Genomic DNA, 19,518 nt, shown 5'->3' on the forward strand with positions numbered 1-19,518 from the left:
TCCGTGAGCACCCAGTCCTCCGACGAGAGCCTGCTGACCATCGTGGTCGCCTTCGCCGCCAACTTCCTGATCGCGGTCGCGAAGACGGTCGCCTCGGTGCTCACCGGGTCGGCCTCGATGTCGGCGGAGGCCGCGCACTCCTGGGCGGACACGGGCAACGAGGTCTTCCTGCTGGTCGGCGCCCGCAAGGCCTCCCGGCCTGCGGACGCGACCCACGTCCTCGGCTACGGAAGGGTCGGCTACATCTGGTCGATGTTCGCGGCGTTCGGCCTCTTCACCGTCGGGTCCGCGGTCTCCATCTGGCACGGCATCCAGTCGCTGTCGGCACCGGAGGCGGATGCCTCCTACCTCTGGGCGTACGGCGTCCTCGCGGTCGCGCTGCTGCTGGAGGGCACGTCGTTCCTGCAAGCGGTGCGGCAGACCCGGTCGGCGGCAGTGACCCGCCGCCTGCACCCGCTGCGCTACCTGCACGTGACCTCCAACCCGATGCTGCGCGCCGTCGTCGCAGAGGACCTCTCCGCGCTCGTCGGTATCGGCATCGCCACCACCTGCATCGCACTCCACCAGGTCACCGGCGATCCCACCTGGGACGCCGTCGGCTCGATCCTGGTCGGCCTGCTGCTCGGCGTGGTCGCGCTCTTCCTCATCGGGCGCAACATGGACTTCCTCGCGGGCGAGGCGGTCACACCCCTGGCCCGCGACATCGCCCTGAGGACCCTCGTCGAGCACCCGGAGATCGACCGGGTCAGCTACCTCCGCATGGAGTGGATCGGAGCCGACCAGATCTACCTGGTGGCCGCCGTCGACCTCGTGGGGGACGCGCCGGAGTCGTCGGTCGCGGGTCGCCTCGCCGCGATCGCCGACCAGCTCCAGGAGCGACCCGAGATCGTGCGCGCGGTGCTCACGCTGACCCGCCCCGGGGACGCCACCGACCTGCAGCCGGGCCCGCTGCCGGCCTGGTACCGCCAGCCGACCCCGGGCACGACCCCAGTCCCTCCGCACTAGACAGGCTCTGACCACCCCAGACCACCGCCGGAACCGCTGCGCTCCGCCGCTGCCGGCCGTGAGCATCGAACGCATGAAGCGGACCCGACTCGCAGCCGTACCTCTCGGAATCCCGCTCGGCCTCCTCGGCGTCGCCGCCACGGGTGGCATCGCCCAGGCGGCCGACGAACCGGCCCCCGTCGACGCCACGGCCGCGGCCGCGCCCGCAGTGGCGTGGCGCCCGATCCCGCACGGCCTGTCCACCCGCGACGAGGACCTGCTCGACGTGCCGGACCGCGCGCTCGCGGCGTACCAGCGGGCGGCGGTCGTCATGGAGGAGGCCGCCCCGGAGTGCCATCTCACCGCTCCCCTGCTCGCCGCGATCGGCAAGGTCGAGACCGATCACGGCCGGATCGGTGCCTGGAGGCTCGGGCCGCGCGCCCGGATGTTCCCTGCCCTGATCGGCACGCCCGTGGCCGGGCGCTCACGTCACCTTCCCCCGTTGCCCGACACCGACGGGGGCGCCTGGGACCACGATCCCCACGCGGACCACCCGCTGGGGCCGCTCCAGCTGCTCCCCTCCCTCTGGCAGCGGGTGGCGGTGGACGGTGACGGCGACGGGCTGCGCAGCCCCTACGACCTCGACGACGCCGCACTCGCCCTCGGCGTAGCCCTGTGCAACCGCCATGCCGACCTCGCTGACGAGCAGGACCTCCGCGACGCGCTGCGGGCCCGCAACGACCGACCGCGCTACGTGCACGAGGTCGAGGCGTTCCGGGACGCCTACGCCGCACCCGTCGAGCTCCCGCCCGTCTCGATCACCACGATCGGTATCGTGATCACCCCGCCGCCGGCACCGGACGAGACCGCCCCGGACGCGGCCCCCGACAAGCCGTCCAAGCCGGCTCCGTCGGCTGCGGACCCGACGCCCGCACCCAAGCCGCACACGCCGGACCCCACGCCGAAGCCGACGCCGACGCCTACGCCGACGCCCAACCCGACGCCGACCCCGGACCCCACGCCCGACCCGACGCCGACCCCGGACCCCACGCCCGACCCGACGCCGGACCCGACGCCGGACCCGACGCCCTCGGTCACCGACGCCTCGCCGGAGAGCACCACCGGCGTCACGGACCCGGCACTCGAGCCGACCGCCGCCGATGTACTCGCTCCGACGTCCTGATTCACGCGGATTCGGCGCTCGCTGACGCAGCGCGCTGTCGCTAGCGTGACCCCATGGCGAGCCCCAGCATTGCAATCATCGGCAGCGGCTTCGGCGGTCTCGCCGCGGCGATCGAGCTGAAGAAGCGCGGCCACGACGACCTCGTGATCCTCGAGAAGGCCGACGACGTCGGTGGTGTCTGGCGCGAGAACACCTACCCGGGCGCCGCCTGCGACGTGCCGTCGCCGTTCTACTCCTACTCCTTCGAGCCGAACCCGCGGTGGCCGCACCGGTTCTCCCGGCAGCCGGCGATCCTCGACTACATCCGCCACGTCGCGGCGAAGTACGACCTCGAGCGGCACCTGCGCTTCGGCTCCGAGGTCACCTCCGCGACGTACGACGACGCGACGGGCCGGTGGACGGTGGCCCTGGCCGGCGGGGAGACGCTCACCGTGGACGTCGTGGTCTCGGCGGTCGGGCAGCTGAGCCGCCCCGTCTTGGCCGACATCCCGGGACGCGACTCGTTCGCCGGCCCGTCGTTCCACTCGGCGACGTGGGACCACGACGTCGACCTGGCCGGCAAGCGGGTCGCCGTGATCGGCACGGGCGCGAGCGCGATCCAGTTCGTGCCCGCGATCCAGCCCGTCGTCGGACAGATGACCGTCTTCCAGCGGACCGCGCCGTACCTGCTGCCGCGGGCGGACCAGAAGTTCTCCGAGCGCCACCACAAGGTCTTCGAGAAGCTCCCCGTGACCGAGCTCGCCGAGCGCGGCACCTGGTACGGCGTGGTCGAGTCGCTCAGCATCGCCTGGGTCTACGCCAAGCCGCTGGCGGCGTTCCTCCGTGCGGTGTCGAAGGCGCACATGCGCCGCCAGGCGAAGGCGAAGCCGGGCCTGTTCGACAAGGTCTGGCCGACGTATCCGATCGGCTGCAAGCGTGTGCTCTTCTCCAACGACTACCTGCCGGCGCTCGCCCAGCCCAACGTCGACCTGGAGACCGCACGGATCCGCGAGATCACCCCCGCGGGCGTGGTGACCGAGGACGGAACGCTGCACGAGGCCGACGTCCTCGTCTGGGGCACCGGCTTCGCCGCGACGGAGTTCCTCGCTCCGATGACCGTCACCGGCGTGGGTGGGCGCTCGCTCCACGACGACGCGTGGAAGGACGGCGCACACGCCTACTACGGCATGAGCGTGCCCGGCTTCCCCGGCCTGCAGATGCTCTACGGCCCCAACACCAACACCGGCGGCGGGTCGGTCATCTACTTCCTCGAGGCCCAGGCGAAGCACCTCGGGGCGTACGTCGACGCGATGGTCGCCGCCGGCCGCCCGCTCGACGTGAAGCCCGAGGTCGAAGCGGCCTACGACGCGGAGGTGCAGGCCGAGCTGACCGGCTCGGTGTGGAGCGCCTGCCACTCCTGGTACCGCCAGGCCGACGGCCGGATCACCACGAACTGGCCGTGGCTGGGCGTGCAGTACCGCGCGCGGGTGAAGTTCGACGCCGAGGACTACGCCCCCGTCGCGCTCGCCTGACGCGAACCGAGCAGTAAGCACCATCGCGACCAGTGAAGTGGCGCTTACTGCTCGGTTCACGGACTCCAGCAGGCGGGCTGTGGAGGACCACCCGCACGTCCGCCGCATTCACCGCATCGTGGGCGGATGCCTCGCCACCGCTGGGATCCGAAGGTCCCGTCACCGACCACGCTCGTCCTTCCCGTTCAGCTGTCACCGGACGGAGGTGGTGGCCCGACGCGAGGCCAGGCGCGTGGGACTGCATGGCAGCGCTCGTCACGAGGGTTCTTCCTGCCGAACGGGGTGGACCGCGACGACGTGACGCAGCGGATCGCCACTGCCGCGAGCCACATCCCGCCCATCGGGGCGGTGACCGGCTGGGCAGCGTGCCGACTCCATGGCGCCGCCTTCCACGACGGCCTCGCGCCAGACGGCCGGACCCGCCTGCCAGTCCCGATCGCCGTGGGAACCCGAGGCTGGGTACGTCGTCATCCCTCGGCCACCTACTCCTACGCCGCCATCGACATGGACTGCGTCCACACCATCGCGGGGGTGCCCGCGACAGACCCCGTCCGGGCGACGTACGACGCGATGCGCGCCGCCACCCTCCTGGTCGACGCGGTCGTGGAGCTCGAGAAGTCGGTGATGGCGGGGATCATCTCGCTCGAGGAGATGGCTGCGTACGTCCAGACCAAGGCAGGGACCCAAGGCGTCCGGCTCATCCGGGAGGCCGTGCCGCTGGCCAGCGAATTCAGCCGCTCGCCCCAGGAGGTCCGCACCCGCTTCGTCGCCGAGCAGGTCGCTCGCGTTCCGAGGCTTCTGGTGAACTCGACGGCCTGGACCGTCGACGGCCTCCGGATCGGCGAGGTCGATCTCGCTGATCCGACCTCAGGTCTCGTGATCGAGTTCAACGGCGCCTACCACGAGGACGGTCCGCGCCGCCACGCCGACGCAGTCAGGCTCGAGCGGCTGCGAGCCGTCGGCGCCGAGCTGCTCCAGGTCACGACGCCGCAGCTCGGCTCCCACCAGTCGCTCGCCCAGACCATCGTCGCGGCCCGCATGCGAGCCCTGACCACCCCCGGCGAGCAGCGTCGCTATCGGTTCGTTCCACGCCAGCCTTTCCTGCACCAGCAGCTGCTCGCTAGGCGGGCATTGGCCGGGCTCAACGCATCGCTCGAGGACCGGTGCCGCTGAACCGAGCAGTAAGCACCATCACGAGCCGCGAACCGGTGCTTACTGCTCGGTTCACGGACGCGAAACGCGCGATCACGCCTGGACGGCGGCACCCGCCTCGATCAGCTTGTCGACGCCCTCGATCCCCCAGGCCTCCAGCGCCTCGCGGGTGTTGGCACCCGCCGCGACGGCCGGGGAGCCGATGCTGCCCTGCGTGCGCGAGAAGCGCGGGGCGGGCGTGGGCTGCAGCATGCCGCCGACCTCGGCGTAGACCCCGCGGGCCTTCATGTGCGGGTGCTCCGCCGCCTCGAGGATGGTGAGGATCGGCGCGACGCACGCGTCGGTGCCGTCGAAGATGGCGGCCCACTCGGCCATCGTCTTGGTCTTGAACTTCTCGACCAGCACCGGACGCAGCGCCTCGGCGTCGAACTGCTGGGGCGCGTCGTCACCCAGCTCGAGCAGCGCGGCCATGGCGGCGTAGAACTGCGGCTCGATCGCGCCGACGCTGACGTGCCGGCCGTCGGCGGTCTCGTAGATGTCGTAGAACGCGGCGCCGCCGTCGAGCATGCCGGCCGCGCGCTTGTCGGGCTGGGCGAGGCCGGTGCCGACCATCATCGCGCCCATCGCGTTGAGGTGGGCGGTGCCGTCGACGATCGCTGCGTCGACGACCTGACCCCTACCGGAGACGCGGGCCTCGAGCAGCGCCGCGAGCACGCCGATCACGAGGTAGGACGAGCCGCCGCCGAAGTCGCCGAGCAGGTTGGCGGGGAACTGCGGCTTGCCCGGCTCCTGGCCGAGGCCGAAGAGCGCGCCCGCGATCGAGATGTAGTTCATGTCGTGGCCCGCGGTGAGGGCGAGCGGCCCGTCCTGCCCCCAGCCGGTCATCCGGCCGTAGACCAGCTTCGGGTTGCGCGCCCAGCAGTCCTCGGGGCCGAGGCCGAGGCGCTCGGTGACGCCGGGCCGGTTGCCCTCGATGAGGATGTCCGCGTCCTCGACCAGCTGCAGGACGGTCTCGACGCCGGCGGGGTCCTTGAGGTTGAGCGCGACCGAGGGACGGCCGCGCCCCATGAAGTCCTTCTCGCCGAAGGAGAGCATCTGGCCGCCGGGGCGGTCGACGCGGATGACGTCCGCGCCGAGGTCGGCGAGCGTCATGCAGGCGTGCGGGCCGGGGCCGATGCCGACGAGTTCGACGACCTTGATGCCGCGGAGGGGACCGGTGCCCTGACCGAGTTCGATGCTCATGGGTACGCAGCGTACCCGGCGGGGGCGGCGCTGTCGCGGAGAAGCATGGACACGCTGTCCACAGTTCTGCGCAGCCCTGTCAGTGGTGATGCCCGTGGCGCCCGTGCTGCCCTGCATGGTCGCGACCTGCATCGCCGTGCCCGTGCAGCGCATGCACCGCCGCATGCCCGAGGCCGCGGCCGATCATCCAGCGGTTGACCGGCACCGTCACCGCGAACGCCACCGCGAGGGAAGCCGCGAGGGAAGCCGCGAGCGACGACCAGAAGAGGAGGTCGCCGAGCGTGGCGTCCATCGCGCCGGGCACGGCGAGGATGAAGCCGTTGTCGGCGAGCTCCATCACCAGGATCGAGACGGTGTCGGCGGCGATGGCGGTGCGGACCGCCGTCGCGACGTCCGCCCCCGAGCGGCGTACGCCGGAGAAGGTGAGCAGGTAGCCGAAGAAGAAGGCGAGTGCGACCGCGAGCAGGATCGATGCGGCGCCGCCCCAGCCCCACCACGTGGCGAGGACCATGCCCAGCACCTCGCCGATGGCGCAGCCGGTCAGGCAGTGGAGGGTCGCGGAGACGGCCGTGCGCCAGGTGGTGTCCATGGTGCCGACCATATACCCCCTAGGGGTATATGCCAAGAGACTCCGGCCACAGGGCTTGCAACTTGTTGCATAGGTGCTCCACACTCGTGCCATGGCCCTCGAGCACGCACTCCTCGTCTCCCTGCGCGAACGCGCGGCGAGTGGCAGCGAGCTCACCCGCCGCTTCGACAAGTCGTTCGGCCACTTCTGGTCCGCGACCCACCAGCAGATCTACCGGACCCTGGCCCGCATGGAGGCCGACGGCTGGGTGACCTCCACCGTCGTGCCGCAGCAGGGCAAGCCCGACACCAAGGTCTACGAGGTGTCCCCGCTCGGCGAGAAGACCCTCGCCGTCTGGCTCACCGAGGCCCCCGCCGACGCCCCGCTGCGCAGCGACCTCGCGGTCAAGCTCCGCGGTGCGTCGTACGCCGAGGACCGGGCCGGCGTGCTCGCCATGGCACGGGCCCAGCGCGAGGTCCACCGCGCCCGCGCCGCGGCGTACGAGCAGATGCTGCAGCGGCAGTTCCCCCACCCCGACGAGCTCTCGGACGCCGACCTGGACCGCTACCTGGTCCTGCGCGCCGGCGTCCGTGTCGAGGAAGGCTGGATCGGCTTCCTCGACGAGTACCTCACCACCCACGAACGCCGGGCAGCCGGCGCGACGGACAAGGAAGCACGATGAGCAACAACGGCATCACCAGGTATCCGCACCTCCTCCAGCCGCTGAAGGTCGGCACCACCGAGCTGCGCAACCGCGTGGTCATGGGCTCGATGCACAACGGGCTCGAGGACAAGGTGGCCGACGTGCCGAAGCAGGCGGCGTTCTTCGCCGAGCGTGCCCAGGGCGGCGTCGGCCTCATCGTGACCGGCGGCTACGCGCCCGAGTGGCAGGGCTGGGTGAAGCCGTTCGCCGGCGGCATGCGCACCCGCAAGGACGCGATGCACCACCGCGAGATCACCGAGGCGGTGCACGCCCACGGCGCCAAGATCGTGATGCAGATCCTGCACACGGGCCGCTACTCCTACCAGCCGTTCAGCATCGCCCCGTCGGCGATCAAGGCCCCGATCAACCCGTTCAAGCCCAAGGCGATGTCGACCAAGCGGGTCGAGAAGACCGTGCGTGCGTTCGCCCGCTCGGCGTGGCTGGCCCAGAAGGCCGGCTACGACGGCGTCGAGATCATGGGCTCCGAGGGCTACCTGATCAACCAGTTCCTCGCCGAGCGCACCAACAAGCGCACCGACCGCTACGGCGGCTCCGCCGAGGCACGCATGCAGTTCCCGCTCGAGATCGTCCGCGCGACCCGCGCGAAGGTCGGGCCGGACTTCATCATCCAGTACCGCATCTCCCTGCTCGAGCTCGTCGAGGGCGGCCAGAGCTGGGACGACATCGTCACCCTGGCCAAGAAGCTCGAGGAAGCCGGCGTCGACATCCTCAACACCGGCATCGGCTGGCACGAGGCACGCGTCCCCACGATCATCACGCAGGTCCCCCGCGGGGCCTGGATCGACTCGACCGCTGCCCTCAAGCCGCACGTCGGCATCCCGGTCATCGCCTCGAACCGGATCAACACCCCGCAGCTGGCCGAGCAGATCATCGCCGAGGGCAAGGCCGACGCGGTCTCCATGGCGCGCCCGTTCCTCGCCGACTCCTTCCTCGTCCAGAAGGCCGCCGAGGGCCGCGAGGACGAGATCAACATCTGCATCGCCTGCAACCAGGCCTGCCTCGACCACGCGTTCCAGAACAAGAAGGTCTCCTGCCTGGTCAACCCGCGTGCGGGCCGCGAGACGACGCTCGTCCTCTCCCCCACGCGCTCGAAGAAGAAGGTCGCCGTCGTCGGCGCCGGCCCGGCCGGCCTCTCCGCCGCCGTCTCCGCCGCCGAGCGGGGCCTTGCCGTCACGCTCTTCGAGAAGAACGCCGAGATCGGTGGCCAGTTCCGCCTCGCCATGCAGGTGCCCGGCAAGGAGGACTTCAAGGACTCGGTGGCCTACTTCGGCCGCAAGCTCGAGGTCCTCGGCGTCGACCTCCGCCTCCACACCGCCGCCGACCCGGCCACCCTCGCCGCCTTCGACGAGGTGATCATCGCGACCGGCGTCGAGCCGCGCACCCCGGCCATCCCCGGCATCGACCACCCCAAGGCCGTCTCCTACGCCGACGTGCTGTCCGGCAAGGTGACGCCCGGCAAGAAGGTCGCCGTCATCGGTGCCGGCGGCATCGGCGTCGACATCTCGGTCTTCCTCACCCACGAGGAGGAGACGCTCGAGGAGTGGAAGGCGCACTGGGGCGTGGGCAACCCGCTGGTCGACCCGGCCGGCCTGACCGAGAAGAAGCCGCGCACGCCGTCGCGCGAGGTGTGGCTGCTGCAGCGCAAGGCGGAGCGCATCGGCAAGGGTCTCGGCAAGACGTCCGGCTGGGCGCACATGGCCCACCTCAAGCAGGACGGCGTGCACCAGATCAGCGGTGCGTCGTACGACCTGATCGACGACGAGGGCCTGCACATCACCGTCACGGCCAAGGACGGCTCCACCACGAAGCAGGTCCTCGCTGTCGACACCGTCGTCATCTGCGCCGGCCAGGAGTCCGTCCGCGGCCTGTACGACGAGCTGCACGTCGCCGACCGCCCCGGCCTGCACATCATCGGTGGCGCGGACGTCGCTGCCGAGCTGGACGCCAAGCGCGCGATCCTGCAGGGCACGGAGACCGCCGCGGCGCTCTGACCCTCAGGGCCCGAAGGTCCACAGCATCAGCTGCCCAGGGGCGGTGACCGTGAGGTCGCCGCCCCTGTCGCTCATCCGGACCGCGTCACCCTCGGCCAGCTCGACCTCGCCCAGGCGAGCGGCACCGGTCGCCACGAAGAGGTGGGCGTGCGGCACCTCCGGCACGACCAGCTGGTCGCCGGCCGAGGCGTCGGTGATCCACAGCGTCGCGCCTGGCGCGCGCACCGGGAGGCCGTCTCCCCCGACGACCGCGGTCCAGCCCGCGCCGGGCGACACGTCGGCCGACGCGTACGCCGGCGCCTCACCCCAGGCCGCCGGGCGGACCCAGGTCTGCACGAAGCGCGTCGGGCCGGTACCCGGCTCGGCGTACTCGCTGTGCACCACGCCGGTGCCCGCCGACATCACCTGCACCTGCCCGGGCCGGAGGACGCCGGCACCACCGGTCGAGTCGCGGTGCGCGAGCGCACCGGTCAGCACCCAGGTCACCACCTCGATCTCCTGGTGGGGGTGCTCGGGATATCCCGCCCCGGGCGCCAGCCGGTCGTCGTTGTGCGAGACCAGCAGGCCGAATCCCAGGTTCGCCGGGTCGTAGTGCGGCCCGAACGAGAACGAGTGCCGCGTCTCGCGACCCGCCTCGAGCGTCACGAACCGCGAGCCGGCGCGGCGTACCTCCAGGGACATGGCGCCATTCTCACCGGTCAGGCCGGCGTGATCATCCGCAGGGCGGACGGCAGCACCTCGATCCGGGCCGGGACGTCGTCGCGTGCCGGCAGCAGGCCGAGCGGCTCACCGTCCGCACCCATCGAGACCCGCGGCGTGCCGCGCACCTCGACGACCCGACCACGCAGGACGGCGACGTCGTCGCGGAGCACGTGGCGGCCGCTGTAGATCGTGGGCATCGCGCTGATCAGGGAGCGCCGCGAGGAGGCCGAGACGACCACGACGTCGAGCAGGCCGTCCGTGACCGACGCATCCGGTGCCACCTGCATGCCGGACCCGTAGAACGCCGAGTTGGCGACCACGACCGTCGCGGCGCCGAAGCAGTGCGCGACGCCGTCGACGACCACCTCGACCTCGACCGGCGTGTAGGAGGCCAGCGAGCGGACGCCCGCCACCGGGTACTGGAGGAACGCCGGCAGCCAGCGCATCGCCTCGGCGAGCTCGGCGGCGTGCGCGTCGACGCCCGAGTAGACCGAGCCGACGACGATCCGGGGCCCGCTGCCCGGCAGCGTCGCCGCGAGCAGGTCGACCTGCTCGACCTGCCCGGTGAGGAGCACGTCGACGGCGCCGCGCGCGGTGGCCGGGATCCCGAGCATGCGGGCGAAGTCGTTGCCACGTCCCGACGGCACCAGACCGAGCACGCCGCCCCGCTCCGCGACCAGGCCGGCTGCGGAGGACACGGTGCCGTCGCCGCCCACTGCCACGAGGACGTCGCCGCGGCAGCATGCCTCGTCGACGGCGGACCGGGTGGCAGCCGGCTCCTCCGAGAGGGCGACGTGGACGGCGCAGCCCGCCTCCTCGAGCGCGGCGCGCGCCGCGGCAGCGACCGAGATCGTCGCTCCGCCGGCCCGGGGGTTGACGAGGAGGGTGTGGCTCACGGGCGCCAGCATGACACTGGGGTGCCCCAGTGCGGACATAGTCCGGACGACCCATTTGGCCCGAAGGGGTCCCAAGGACACCCCCACGGGTCTAGCGTCGAAGGATGCGCTCCCGGCTTGTTGAACGGGACGCTGAGACCGCCACTCTCGGGCGGCTCCTGGACCGTGCTCGGGGCGGTCACGGTGACCTCGTGGCCTTCGAAGCGCCTCCCGGCATGGGGAAGTCCCGACTGCTATGGCACCTGCGCGACGCCGCTCTCCGAGACGGCTGGCGCAGTCTTGACGTGCGCGCGACGCCGATGAGCCCCGGCATCGGGTACGGCGTCCTGCGCGACTGGTTCGGCCTGATGGCGCACCGCCACCGGTCGGGCGAGCATCCCTTCGACGGACCCGGCGCCGCCCTGGTGGAGCTCGCCGACGGCGCCAGCCGCCCGCTGGGTGACCTGGTCTACGGGGTCCGCTGGGTCCTCGAGGACCTGTGTGCGGAGCGGCCGCTGCTGCTCACCGTGGACGACCTGCAGTGGGTCGACTCCGGGTCCCTCAAGGCGCTCGACCTGCTCGCGCCAGCCGTGCAGCAGCTCCCCTGCGTCCTGGCCTACACGGTGCGGACGGGCGAGGAGCCGAGCTGTCCCGAGTCGCTGGCGCGGCTGCGCGAGGTGAGCCGCGTGCTGCACCCCGAGCCTCTGAGCGTCGACGGCGTCGCGACCCTGCTGGAGGCGCACCGGCTCGACCCCGAGCAGGCCGACCGGATCCACACCGTGACCGGCGGCGTACCCCTCTTCGTGGGGGAGGTCATCGCGAGCGGCGGGGACGACGTCCCCGACTCTCTCGTCGGGTCGATCACCGGCCGCCTGCGGCGGCTGTCGGCCACGGCCCTGACCACCGCCTCCGCCGTGGCGATCCTCGGCGACCACGCGGCCACGGGCTCCGTCGCCGAGCTCGCGGGGGTCCCGCCCGCGACCGTCGTGCACGACCTCGCCCTGCTGACGACCGCGCAGCTGGCCCACCGCGAGGACGGCACCCACCGCCTCCGCCACCCGCTGGTCGCCGACGCCGTGCTGGCGGCGCTCAGCGCCGACGACACGGCCGACCTGCATGCCCGGTGTGCGGACGTGCTGGCCCGGCGCGGCGCACCCCGCACGGTCGTGGCCCGCCACCTCCTGCACACGACGCCCGGCGACGACCCGGACACCCGCGACCGGCTGGCCGAGCAGGGCAGGCACGCGCTGGCGGCCGGCGAGGCCGAACAGGCCCACCGGTACTTCGACCGGGCCATCGCGGAGGGCCCGATCACCGCAGCGGAGATCCCGCTGCTCTCGAGCGCGGCTTCGGCGCTCTCGGCGCTGGGCGAGATCGAGGCGGCCCAGGAGATGTGGCGCCGGGCCCGCTCGCTCACGGAGGACCCCGACGAGCTCGCCGCGCTGAGGGCCGCCGCGGGCGACGCCCTGCTGATCGCGGGCGAGTACGCCCAGGCACGCGCGACGTTCGGCTCCCCGCTCGACGCGAGTCCGGACGGGAGCCACGCGGGGCACGTGCTCAGCGGTCGCATGGTCTTCAGCGGCCTGCTCATGGGGGCACCCGCCCGTGACATGCACGAGCAGTTCGACCGGCTGCTCGGCGAGCCCGCGGACGCCGCGACCCCCGACCACCGCCTCGCCCTCGCCGCCGCGGCGAGCCTCAAGGTCGCCGACGGCGGCACCGCGGCGGAGGCGCGCGACCTGGCCCTGCGCGCGATCGACCGTGGCGCCCTCTTCGAGCACGCCAACGCCGACGGAACCGCCGTGTTCATGGCCAGCTGCTCCCTCATCTGGGCCTCCGCCCTCGACGAGGCCGAGCGCGCCCTCACGACGGCCATGGAGGAGGCGCGCGCCCGTGGCTCGGTGCTGGAGTTCGCCAACGCCGCTGCGTGCCGGGGCACCGCCCGCGCCCGCATGGGCCTGACCGCCGAAGCCGAGTCGGACTTCGCGGCGACCCTCGAGCAGCGCTCGCACGGCTGGAACGCCGGCCTGGGCTTCGTCCTCGCCGGCCTCGTCGAGTGCCACATCGCCCGGGGCGAGCTCGAGCGCACCCTGCCGTGGCGCTCGCAGCTGGAGCGGATCGCCGGCGAGCGAACCCTGATCGGCGCGTACGCCCAGCACGCGCTCGGCGACATCGCTGCGGCACACGGCGACCACGAGACAGCGGCGCGGCGCTACGCCGAGGTCGGTCGCCAGGTGCACCTGAGCCTCGACAACCCGGCCGTGCTCCCCTGGCGCGCCGGGCGTGCGCTCGCCCTGATCCGCACCGGCAACGGCCGGGAAGCGGTCGACCTGGCACGTGAGAACGCCGCCCGGGCCGAGGCCTTCGGGGCGCCGTACACGCTGGCGCAGGCCCTCCGCACGGTGGCGGCCGTGGACCCGACGGCGGACCGCATCGGCCTGCTCCGTCGCGCCCTCGCCGCACTCGAGAGCGTCCCCGCCGGGCGCCTGGCAGCCCAGGTCTCCGCCGACCTCGCGGGCATGCTGATCCTGCTCGAGGGCGCCGGCGCGTCACCGGAGGTCGTCAGCCTGCTCCGGCGGGCGGAGTCGTACGCGCAGGTGCGCGGCCTGCGTCCCCTCGAGGACCGGGTACGCCGCCTCCTGGACCGGATCGGCGAGCCGGCCAACCGACCCGCAGCGGAGGCCCTGGCCCTGCTCACCCCGTCCGAACGCCGCGTCGCCGACCTGACCGCGACCGGCCTCACCAACCGTCAGGTCGCCCAGGAGCTCTTCGTGACCGTCAAGGCCGTCGAGTGGCACCTGTCCAACGTCTACCGCAAGCTCGGGATCCACTCCCGTGCGGAGCTGCCCACCCTGCTCGCCCGCTAGGGCGTGACGAGGCTCAGCGCTGCTCGCGCCACCCGCGCTCGAACGGCAGCCGCCACGCGAACGGAGCGATCAGCTGGTGGATCTGGTTGGGTCCCCACGAGCCGGGCGCGTAGCGGCGTACCGGCGGGGGGCTGTCCAGCAGGGGCTGGCTGATCTCCCAGAGGCGCTCGACGCCGTCGGCGGTGGTGAAGAGGGTGTGGTTGCCCTTCACGGCCTCGAGGATCAGCCGCTCGTAGGCCTCGAGCACGCTGCCCGACCACTCGGTGCCCTCCATCTCGAACTGCATGGAGAGCTTCTGGAGGCGGAATCCCGGACCGGGTCGCTTGCCGTAGAACGACAGCGACATCTTCGCCTTGTCGGAGAGGTCGAAGGTCAGGTGGTCGGGGCCGTCGTCGCCGATGCCCGAGCCGTCGGGGAACATCGACTTCGGTGGCTCCTTGAACGCGATCGAGATGATCCGCTGCCCCTCGGCCAGCCGCTTGCCGGTGCGCAGGTAGAAGGGCACGTCGGCCCAGCGCCAGTTGTCGATGAAGCACTTCAGCGCGATGAAGGTCTCGGTCTCGGAGTCGGGCGAGACCCCCTCCTCCTTGCGGTAGCCGTCGTACTGGCCCCGGACGACGTGGTGCGGCTCGAGCGGCAGCATCGAGCGGAAGACCTTGTTCTTCTCCTCGGTGATCGACTGCGGGTCGAGCGCCGTCGGCGTCTCCATCGCCGCGAACGCCATCACCTGGAACAGGTGCGTGACGACCATGTCCTTGAACGCGCCCGTTCCCTCGTAGAACCCAGCCCGACCCTCGAGGCCGAGTGCCTCGGGGATGTCGATCTGGACGTGGTCGATGAAGTTGCGGTTCCACATCGGCTCGAAGAGGCCGTTGGCGAAGCGCAGCGCCAGGATGTTGAGCGCCGCCTCCTTGCCGAGGAAGTGGTCGATGCGGAAGATCTGCGACTCGTCGAAGACCTCGTGGATCGCGTCGTTGAGCGCCTTGGCGGAGGCCAGGTCGGTGCCAAACGGCTTCTCCATGATGATCCGGCTGCCGTCGACCAGGCCGGCGTCGCGCAGCTGCTCGACGACGTCGAGCGCCGCCTTCGGCGGGACGGAGAGGTAGTGCAGCCGCAGCCGCTCGCCCTCGAGCCCGGTCTCGGCCTCGGTCACGGCGGCCTTGAGGTTGTCGACACCGCTGTCGGCCCACCACAGGCGCTTGGCGAACTCGTCGAACTCCTTCTTGTCGTCGGCGTCGTCGCTGAACTCCTCGATCGCCTCACGGGCCATCTGCACGAACGACTCACGGTCGTGGTCGTGCAGCGCCGTGCCGATGACCTGGACGTCCGGCAGCAGGCCGCTGCGCCACAGGTGCAGGAGACCGGGGAGCAGCTTGCGCCGCGCGAGGTCGCCCGTGGCTCCGAAGAGCACGACGGTGGTCGGCGGGCCGGGGGTTCCTTCGGGCTGCGGTGCCATGACTCCAGCCTAGGCGGCAGGGCCCCGGGCGGTCAGCCCGTGGGCGCTCCGTCGCGGCGCCTCAGTCGGCCGCGAGCCCGACGTAGGTGATGTCGAGGTACTCGTCGATCCCGGTGAACCCGCCTTCGCGGCCGAAGCCGCTCGCCTTCACACCACCGAACGGGGCCGCCGGGTTCGACACCAGGCCGGTGTTGACCCCGACCATGCCGAACCGGAGGCCCTCGGAGACCCGCAGCACCCGGCCCACGTCACGGGTGAAGACGTACGACGCCAGGCCGTACTCGGTGTCGTTGGCCATCCGGATCGCCTCCGCCTCGCCGTCGGCACCGGAGGGGAAGACCGTGATCGGGGCGACGGGTCCGAAGATCTCCTCGTGGTTGACCCGGGCCTCCTCCGGCACGTCGACCAGCACGGTCGGCGGGAAGAAGTTGCCTTCGGCGTCCCCGCCGACGATCCGGCGTGCACCCGCGGCGAGGGCGTCGTCGACCAGCTCCTGCACACCCGCGACGGCCCGGGCGTCGATGAGCGGACCGACGTCGATGCCGTCGTCCTGCCCGCGCCCGACCTTGAGGGCACCCATCCGCTCCGCGAGCCGGCGGGAGAACTCCCCGGCGACCCCGGCCTGCACGAGGAACCGGTTGGCGGACGTGCAGGCCTCGCCCATGTTGCGCATCTTGGCGACCATCGCACCGTCGACGGCCTTGTCGAGGTCGGCGTCGTCGAAGACCAGGAACGGCGCGTTGCCGCCCAGCTCCATCGAGACCCGCTGCAGGTTCGCGGCGGACTGGGCCACCAGCGCCTTGCCGACGGCCGTCGAGCCGGTGAAGGAGACCTTCCGCAGGCGGGCATCGGCCATGAGCGCCGCGGTCGTCTCCTTCGCCTGCGTCGTGGTGAGCACCTGGAGCACGCCGTCCGGGAGCCCCGCCTCGGCGAGCACCTCGGCCAGCTCGATGGTGGTGAGCGGGGTGGACTCCGCGGGCTTGACGATCATGGTGCAGCCCGCCGCGATCGCGGCGCCGACCTTGCGGGTGGCCATCGCCAGCGGGAAGTTCCAGGGCGTGATCAGCAGGACCGGACCGACCGGCTTCTTCATCGTGATCAGGCGCGAGCCACCGGCCGGGGCGGGCAGCCACGTGCCACTGATGCGGACCGCCTCCTCCGAGAACCAGCGGAGGAACTCGGCGCCGTACGCCACCTCCCCGCGCGCCTCCGCGAGTGGCTTGCCCATCTCCAGCGAGATGGTCCGGGCGAAGTGGTCGGCCCGCGCCGTCACGAGGTCGAAGGCCCTGCGGAGGATCTCGGCACGCTCGCGCGCCGCCGTCGCCGCCCACGCCTCCTGGCCCGCCACCGCGGTGTCGAGCATCGTCCGCGCCTCGTCGACGCCCTGGTCGGGGAGCGAGGCGAGGACGGAGCCGTCAGCAGGGTCGAGGACGTCGAAGGAGGCGCTCATGCCTCCAGACTAGGCACCTGCACGGCGCGGCACCTGCACGCGAGCCCGGGTGCGACCTGCCTCGAGCGCGAGCGCTGCCCCGGCCGCGAGGAGGGCGACGACGCCACCCGCGACGAACGACCCCTGCCAGCCGCCGTGGTCGATCACCAGCCCGGCGAGGGGTGCGCCGGTCGCACCGCCGATCGTGAAGGCGACGCCCTGCCAGCCCATCGCCTCGCCCAGCGAGCCCTCGGGCACGGCACGGCTGAGCGCCTCGCTCGCGGCCGTGATCGTCGGGGCACAGAAGAGACCGCAGACGAAGAGCAGGAGGACCAGGCTGAGCCGGTCGTCGGCGAGGGCGACCGGGATCGTGGTCGCCGCCAGCAGGGCGAGGAGAACGTTGAGCGGGACCGGCCGGTGCAGGGCGCCGTAGACGAGGACGCCGAGCGCCGAGCCGGCACCCCAGATGGCGAGCACCCAGCCGATCGAGCCGGGCTGGTCCATGTGCCGCAGCGCGGCGACGACCCCGAGGTCCGTGCCGGTCAGCACGATGGTGGTCGCGGTGCCGGCGAAGAGCACCGCCAGGACCGTCGGGTTGCGCCACAGCGGCCCGGGAGGCACGTCGCTCGTCGAGCCGGCCGGAGCCCGGTCGCGCGCGGCAACCGCGCCAGCGCCCGTGGCAGGCTCCCCATCCGTCGCGACCGCAGCCGTCTCCTCCCTCACGAGAGGCGGGTTGGCCAGCCAGAGCCCGACGCCCCCTGCGAGGGCGACCAGCTGCGTGCCGAGGAGTGCCCAGCTGGTCTCCAGTCGGGTGGCGGCGACGACGCCCAGGACCGGGCCGACCATGAACGAGAGCTCGGTGCCCAGCGCGTCGAGCGAGAGCACCGCCTTGCGGTCGGCGTCCGGGACCGCGCTGATCAGCGCCTGGCGCATGACCGAGTAGTGCGGGACGTTGGCCAGGCCGCCGACCGCCGCGAGCACCAGGAGGGCGGCGTACGGGACGAAGGGCGCGATCGACCAGACGACGACCAGCACCACCAGCATGGGCCCGACGGTCGCCCGCAGGCCGATGCGGTCGAGGGCGCGTCCGCGCCAGGGCGCGGCGACGGCCATGGCGACCGTCGTCACGGTCTCCAGCAGACCGGCCGCGGAGTAGCTCCGGTCGAGCCCCGTGACGACGTGGAGCGTGAGCACGATGAACGACGCGAACACAGGCACCCGGATCATGAACCCGAGGACGAGCACCGACCTGACGGTGGGGTGGGCCAGCAGCCTTCGATACGCCGCCATGCCCGTGCCCATGATGTCGATGGTTGCAGTGCCCAGATGCCGGTCGCGACTCATTTATCGGACCGTTACGCACGCCCGCCGACCCCACCGCCGGGGTCCCCGCCTCCTGGGTCTCGCGGCGAGCGGGGCCGGAAATGAAGAAGCCCCTCTCGACTCATGGGGTAATCGAGAGGGGCATAAGAACGGTAGGTCGTGGCGTCGGTCACGTCAAGCCGTACCGGACGTATCCTTCAGCGGTGCGCAAACCCCCCGAGCTGGTCGTGACGCTGGCTCCGCTCCTCGTGATCGTCCTGGTCCTCGCCGGCGTGGGCGTCGCCTTCGGCCTGACCGGGAACGACGGACACCGCGCCAACGCCAGCGCGTCGGCGCCGACCACCCCTCCGGCCACGACGCCACCGCCCACCCCGGTCATCACGCCGTCACGCGCGCCCGACATCCCGATCTCGAAGGACCTGCTGCGCAACGTCCGCAAGCAGCTCGACACCCTGCCGGCGTTCCGGTTCCAGATCGCCACGCTCAACGTCCTCGGCAACAGCCACACGGTCGCCGGCGGCGACCGGGCGGAGTACGCCGACAGCGCGACCCGCATGGGCTGGGCGCTGCAGGCGCTCCAGGAGGCCTCGGCCGACGTGGTCGGCTTCCAGGAGATGCAGGCGCCGCAGTACGCCGCGTTCCGCGCGCGGACCGGCAGCCGGTGGGACAGCTGGCCCGGCCTCGCCGTGAACCAGGACGCGGTCGACAACACGCTCGCGTGGGACACCTCGACGTTCCGCGCGGTGGAGCGGGAGACGATCGCCATCCCGTACTTCTTCGGTCGTACGCGGCAGATGCCGTATGTGCTGCTGGAGAACGTGCAGACCAGGCAGCGCATCTGGGTGGCGAACTTCCACAACCCCGCCCACAAGTACGGCGCGACGCAGGCGCGATGGCGGCGCGAGGCGACGGCGCGGGAGATCGCGCTCGTCAACAAGCTGGCCGCACAGACCGGCTACCCGGTCTTCGTCACCGGCGACATGAACGAGCGCCAGGAGTACTGCAGCCCGGTCACGGCGAGCACCGACCTCCGCTGGGCCGGCGGCTCCTGCAGCTCGGGCAGGATGCCGGTCGACTTCATCCTCGGCTCCTCGCGCGTGGGCTTCGCCGACTACACGATCCGCGACCGCGGCGTGCTCGGGAGGGTCACCGACCATCCCCTCGTCTACGCAACAGCGACGGTGCCCGAGAGCCGGGCACCGTCGCTGACGAAGTAGGTCGCTGGAGTCAGGCAGCGTGATGGTTCGTGGGCGCAGCCGGGCGCACACGCACCCAGTGAGCGACGAGACGCTTCTTGCCGTCGACGCCCTTCTCGCGCTTCCAGACGAGCTCCATGTGGTCGTGGTTTGCAAGACCGTCAAGCATGGGCCACCTCCTGTTCACCGTTTGTTCACTTTCGAGTATGGCACACATCCGGGCACTTCGCACCCCTGTCGCGCAGGCCGGGCGACCCCGCGCTCCACGAGGACCTGAAAACGCGCCAGAATCGGCCGATCGCGCTCCACTCTGCC

Annotated in this window: 16 protein-coding genes; 8 read left to right on the forward strand and 8 right to left on the reverse strand. The window is 72.0% G+C overall.

Annotated features, from left to right (window positions below; translation table 11 throughout):
• Window positions 1-3 precede the first annotated feature (3 nt).
• The 4 genes from Q5722_RS06840 to Q5722_RS06855 all read left to right on the forward strand — a co-directional run bounded on the left by Q5722_RS06840 (window position 4) and on the right by Q5722_RS06855 (window position 4,851).
• Entirely contained in the window at window positions 4-1,005 is a 1,002-nt protein-coding gene (locus Q5722_RS06840) for a cation diffusion facilitator family transporter (protein ID WP_305027457.1), read from the forward strand.
• A 73-nt stretch (window positions 1,006-1,078) separates the two neighbouring features.
• On the forward strand, window positions 1,079-2,167 hold the full coding sequence (locus tag Q5722_RS06845) for a hypothetical protein (RefSeq protein ID WP_305027458.1): 1,089 nt from the start codon (window positions 1,079-1,081) through the stop codon (window positions 2,165-2,167).
• A 53-nt stretch (window positions 2,168-2,220) separates the two neighbouring features.
• Window positions 2,221-3,678 carry a flavin-containing monooxygenase gene (locus Q5722_RS06850; RefSeq protein WP_305027459.1) on the forward strand — a complete coding sequence of 486 codons (1,458 nt, stop codon included), beginning with the start codon at window positions 2,221-2,223 and terminating at the stop codon, window positions 3,676-3,678.
• Window positions 3,679-3,975: 297 nt separating this feature from the next.
• Complete coding sequence (locus tag Q5722_RS06855; protein WP_305027460.1) at window positions 3,976-4,851, forward strand: putative endonuclease domain-containing protein; 876 nt, start codon at window positions 3,976-3,978, stop codon at window positions 4,849-4,851.
• A gap of 72 nt (window positions 4,852-4,923) precedes the next feature.
• Here the strand turns inward: Q5722_RS06855 and Q5722_RS06860 are convergent, their stop codons facing one another.
• Both Q5722_RS06860 and Q5722_RS06865 read right to left on the reverse strand, forming a co-directional pair.
• Window positions 4,924-6,072 carry a CaiB/BaiF CoA transferase family protein gene (locus tag Q5722_RS06860; RefSeq protein WP_305027461.1) on the reverse strand — a complete coding sequence of 383 codons (1,149 nt, stop codon included), beginning with the start codon at window positions 6,070-6,072 and terminating at the stop codon, window positions 4,924-4,926.
• Window positions 6,073-6,151: 79 nt separating this feature from the next.
• Window positions 6,152-6,661 carry a DUF4396 domain-containing protein gene (locus Q5722_RS06865; RefSeq protein ID WP_305027462.1) on the reverse strand — a complete coding sequence of 170 codons (510 nt, stop codon included), beginning with the start codon at window positions 6,659-6,661 and terminating at the stop codon, window positions 6,152-6,154.
• 91 nt (window positions 6,662-6,752) lie between these two features.
• On the opposite strand from Q5722_RS06865, the gene Q5722_RS06870 reads away from it, so the two are divergent.
• Window positions 6,753-7,322, forward strand: a complete 570-nt coding sequence (locus Q5722_RS06870; RefSeq protein WP_305027463.1) for a PadR family transcriptional regulator — start codon at window positions 6,753-6,755, stop codon at window positions 7,320-7,322.
• Window positions 7,319-9,355 (forward strand): NADPH-dependent 2,4-dienoyl-CoA reductase, encoded by a 2,037-nt coding sequence (locus tag Q5722_RS06875; protein ID WP_305027464.1) that lies wholly within the window; start codon window positions 7,319-7,321, stop codon window positions 9,353-9,355. Before Q5722_RS06870 ends, Q5722_RS06875 begins: the two co-directional genes overlap by 4 nt.
• Window positions 9,356-9,358: 3 nt before the next feature.
• On the opposite strand, the gene Q5722_RS06880 is transcribed toward Q5722_RS06875, so the two are convergent.
• Complete coding sequence (locus tag Q5722_RS06880) at window positions 9,359-10,036, reverse strand: pirin family protein (protein ID WP_305027465.1); 678 nt, start codon at window positions 10,034-10,036, stop codon at window positions 9,359-9,361.
• Window positions 10,037-10,053: 17 nt separating this feature from the next.
• Window positions 10,054-10,953, reverse strand: coding sequence for a diacylglycerol/lipid kinase family protein (locus Q5722_RS06885; RefSeq protein WP_305027466.1), 900 nt, complete (start codon window positions 10,951-10,953; stop codon window positions 10,054-10,056).
• A gap of 104 nt (window positions 10,954-11,057) precedes the next feature.
• Between Q5722_RS06885 and Q5722_RS06890 the strand changes: the two genes are divergently transcribed.
• Window positions 11,058-13,799, forward strand: coding sequence for a helix-turn-helix transcriptional regulator (locus tag Q5722_RS06890; protein WP_305027467.1), 2,742 nt, complete (start codon window positions 11,058-11,060; stop codon window positions 13,797-13,799).
• A 13-nt stretch (window positions 13,800-13,812) separates the two neighbouring features.
• Here Q5722_RS06890 and zwf read toward each other — a convergent pair whose 3' ends face one another.
• The 3 genes from zwf to Q5722_RS06905 all read right to left on the reverse strand — a co-directional run bounded on the left by zwf (window position 13,813) and on the right by Q5722_RS06905 (window position 18,028).
• On the reverse strand, window positions 13,813-15,255 hold the full coding sequence (gene zwf, locus Q5722_RS06895; protein WP_305027468.1) for a glucose-6-phosphate dehydrogenase: 1,443 nt from the start codon (window positions 15,253-15,255) through the stop codon (window positions 13,813-13,815).
• Window positions 15,256-15,316: 61 nt separating this feature from the next.
• A complete protein-coding gene (locus Q5722_RS06900) occupies window positions 15,317-16,705 on the reverse strand; it encodes an NAD-dependent succinate-semialdehyde dehydrogenase (RefSeq protein ID WP_305027469.1) in 1,389 nt (462 codons plus the stop codon).
• A 9-nt stretch (window positions 16,706-16,714) separates the two neighbouring features.
• Window positions 16,715-18,028: an MFS transporter gene (locus tag Q5722_RS06905; RefSeq protein ID WP_305027470.1), complete on the reverse strand. Its 1,314-nt coding sequence runs from the start codon at window positions 18,026-18,028 to the stop codon at window positions 16,715-16,717.
• A 182-nt stretch (window positions 18,029-18,210) separates the two neighbouring features.
• Here Q5722_RS06905 and Q5722_RS06910 point away from each other — a divergent pair, with 182 nt between their 5' ends.
• Window positions 18,211-19,224, forward strand: a complete 1,014-nt coding sequence (locus Q5722_RS06910) for an endonuclease/exonuclease/phosphatase family protein (protein ID WP_305027471.1) — start codon at window positions 18,211-18,213, stop codon at window positions 19,222-19,224.
• A gap of 10 nt (window positions 19,225-19,234) precedes the next feature.
• Here Q5722_RS06910 and Q5722_RS06915 read toward each other — a convergent pair whose 3' ends face one another.
• Window positions 19,235-19,372, reverse strand: a complete 138-nt coding sequence (locus tag Q5722_RS06915) for a hypothetical protein (RefSeq protein WP_305027472.1) — start codon at window positions 19,370-19,372, stop codon at window positions 19,235-19,237.
• Window positions 19,373-19,518: the final 146 nt, after the last annotated feature.

Source organism: Nocardioides jiangxiensis (genome assembly GCF_030580915.1).
Taxonomy (GTDB): Bacteria; Actinomycetota; Actinomycetes; order Propionibacteriales; family Nocardioidaceae; genus Nocardioides; species Nocardioides jiangxiensis.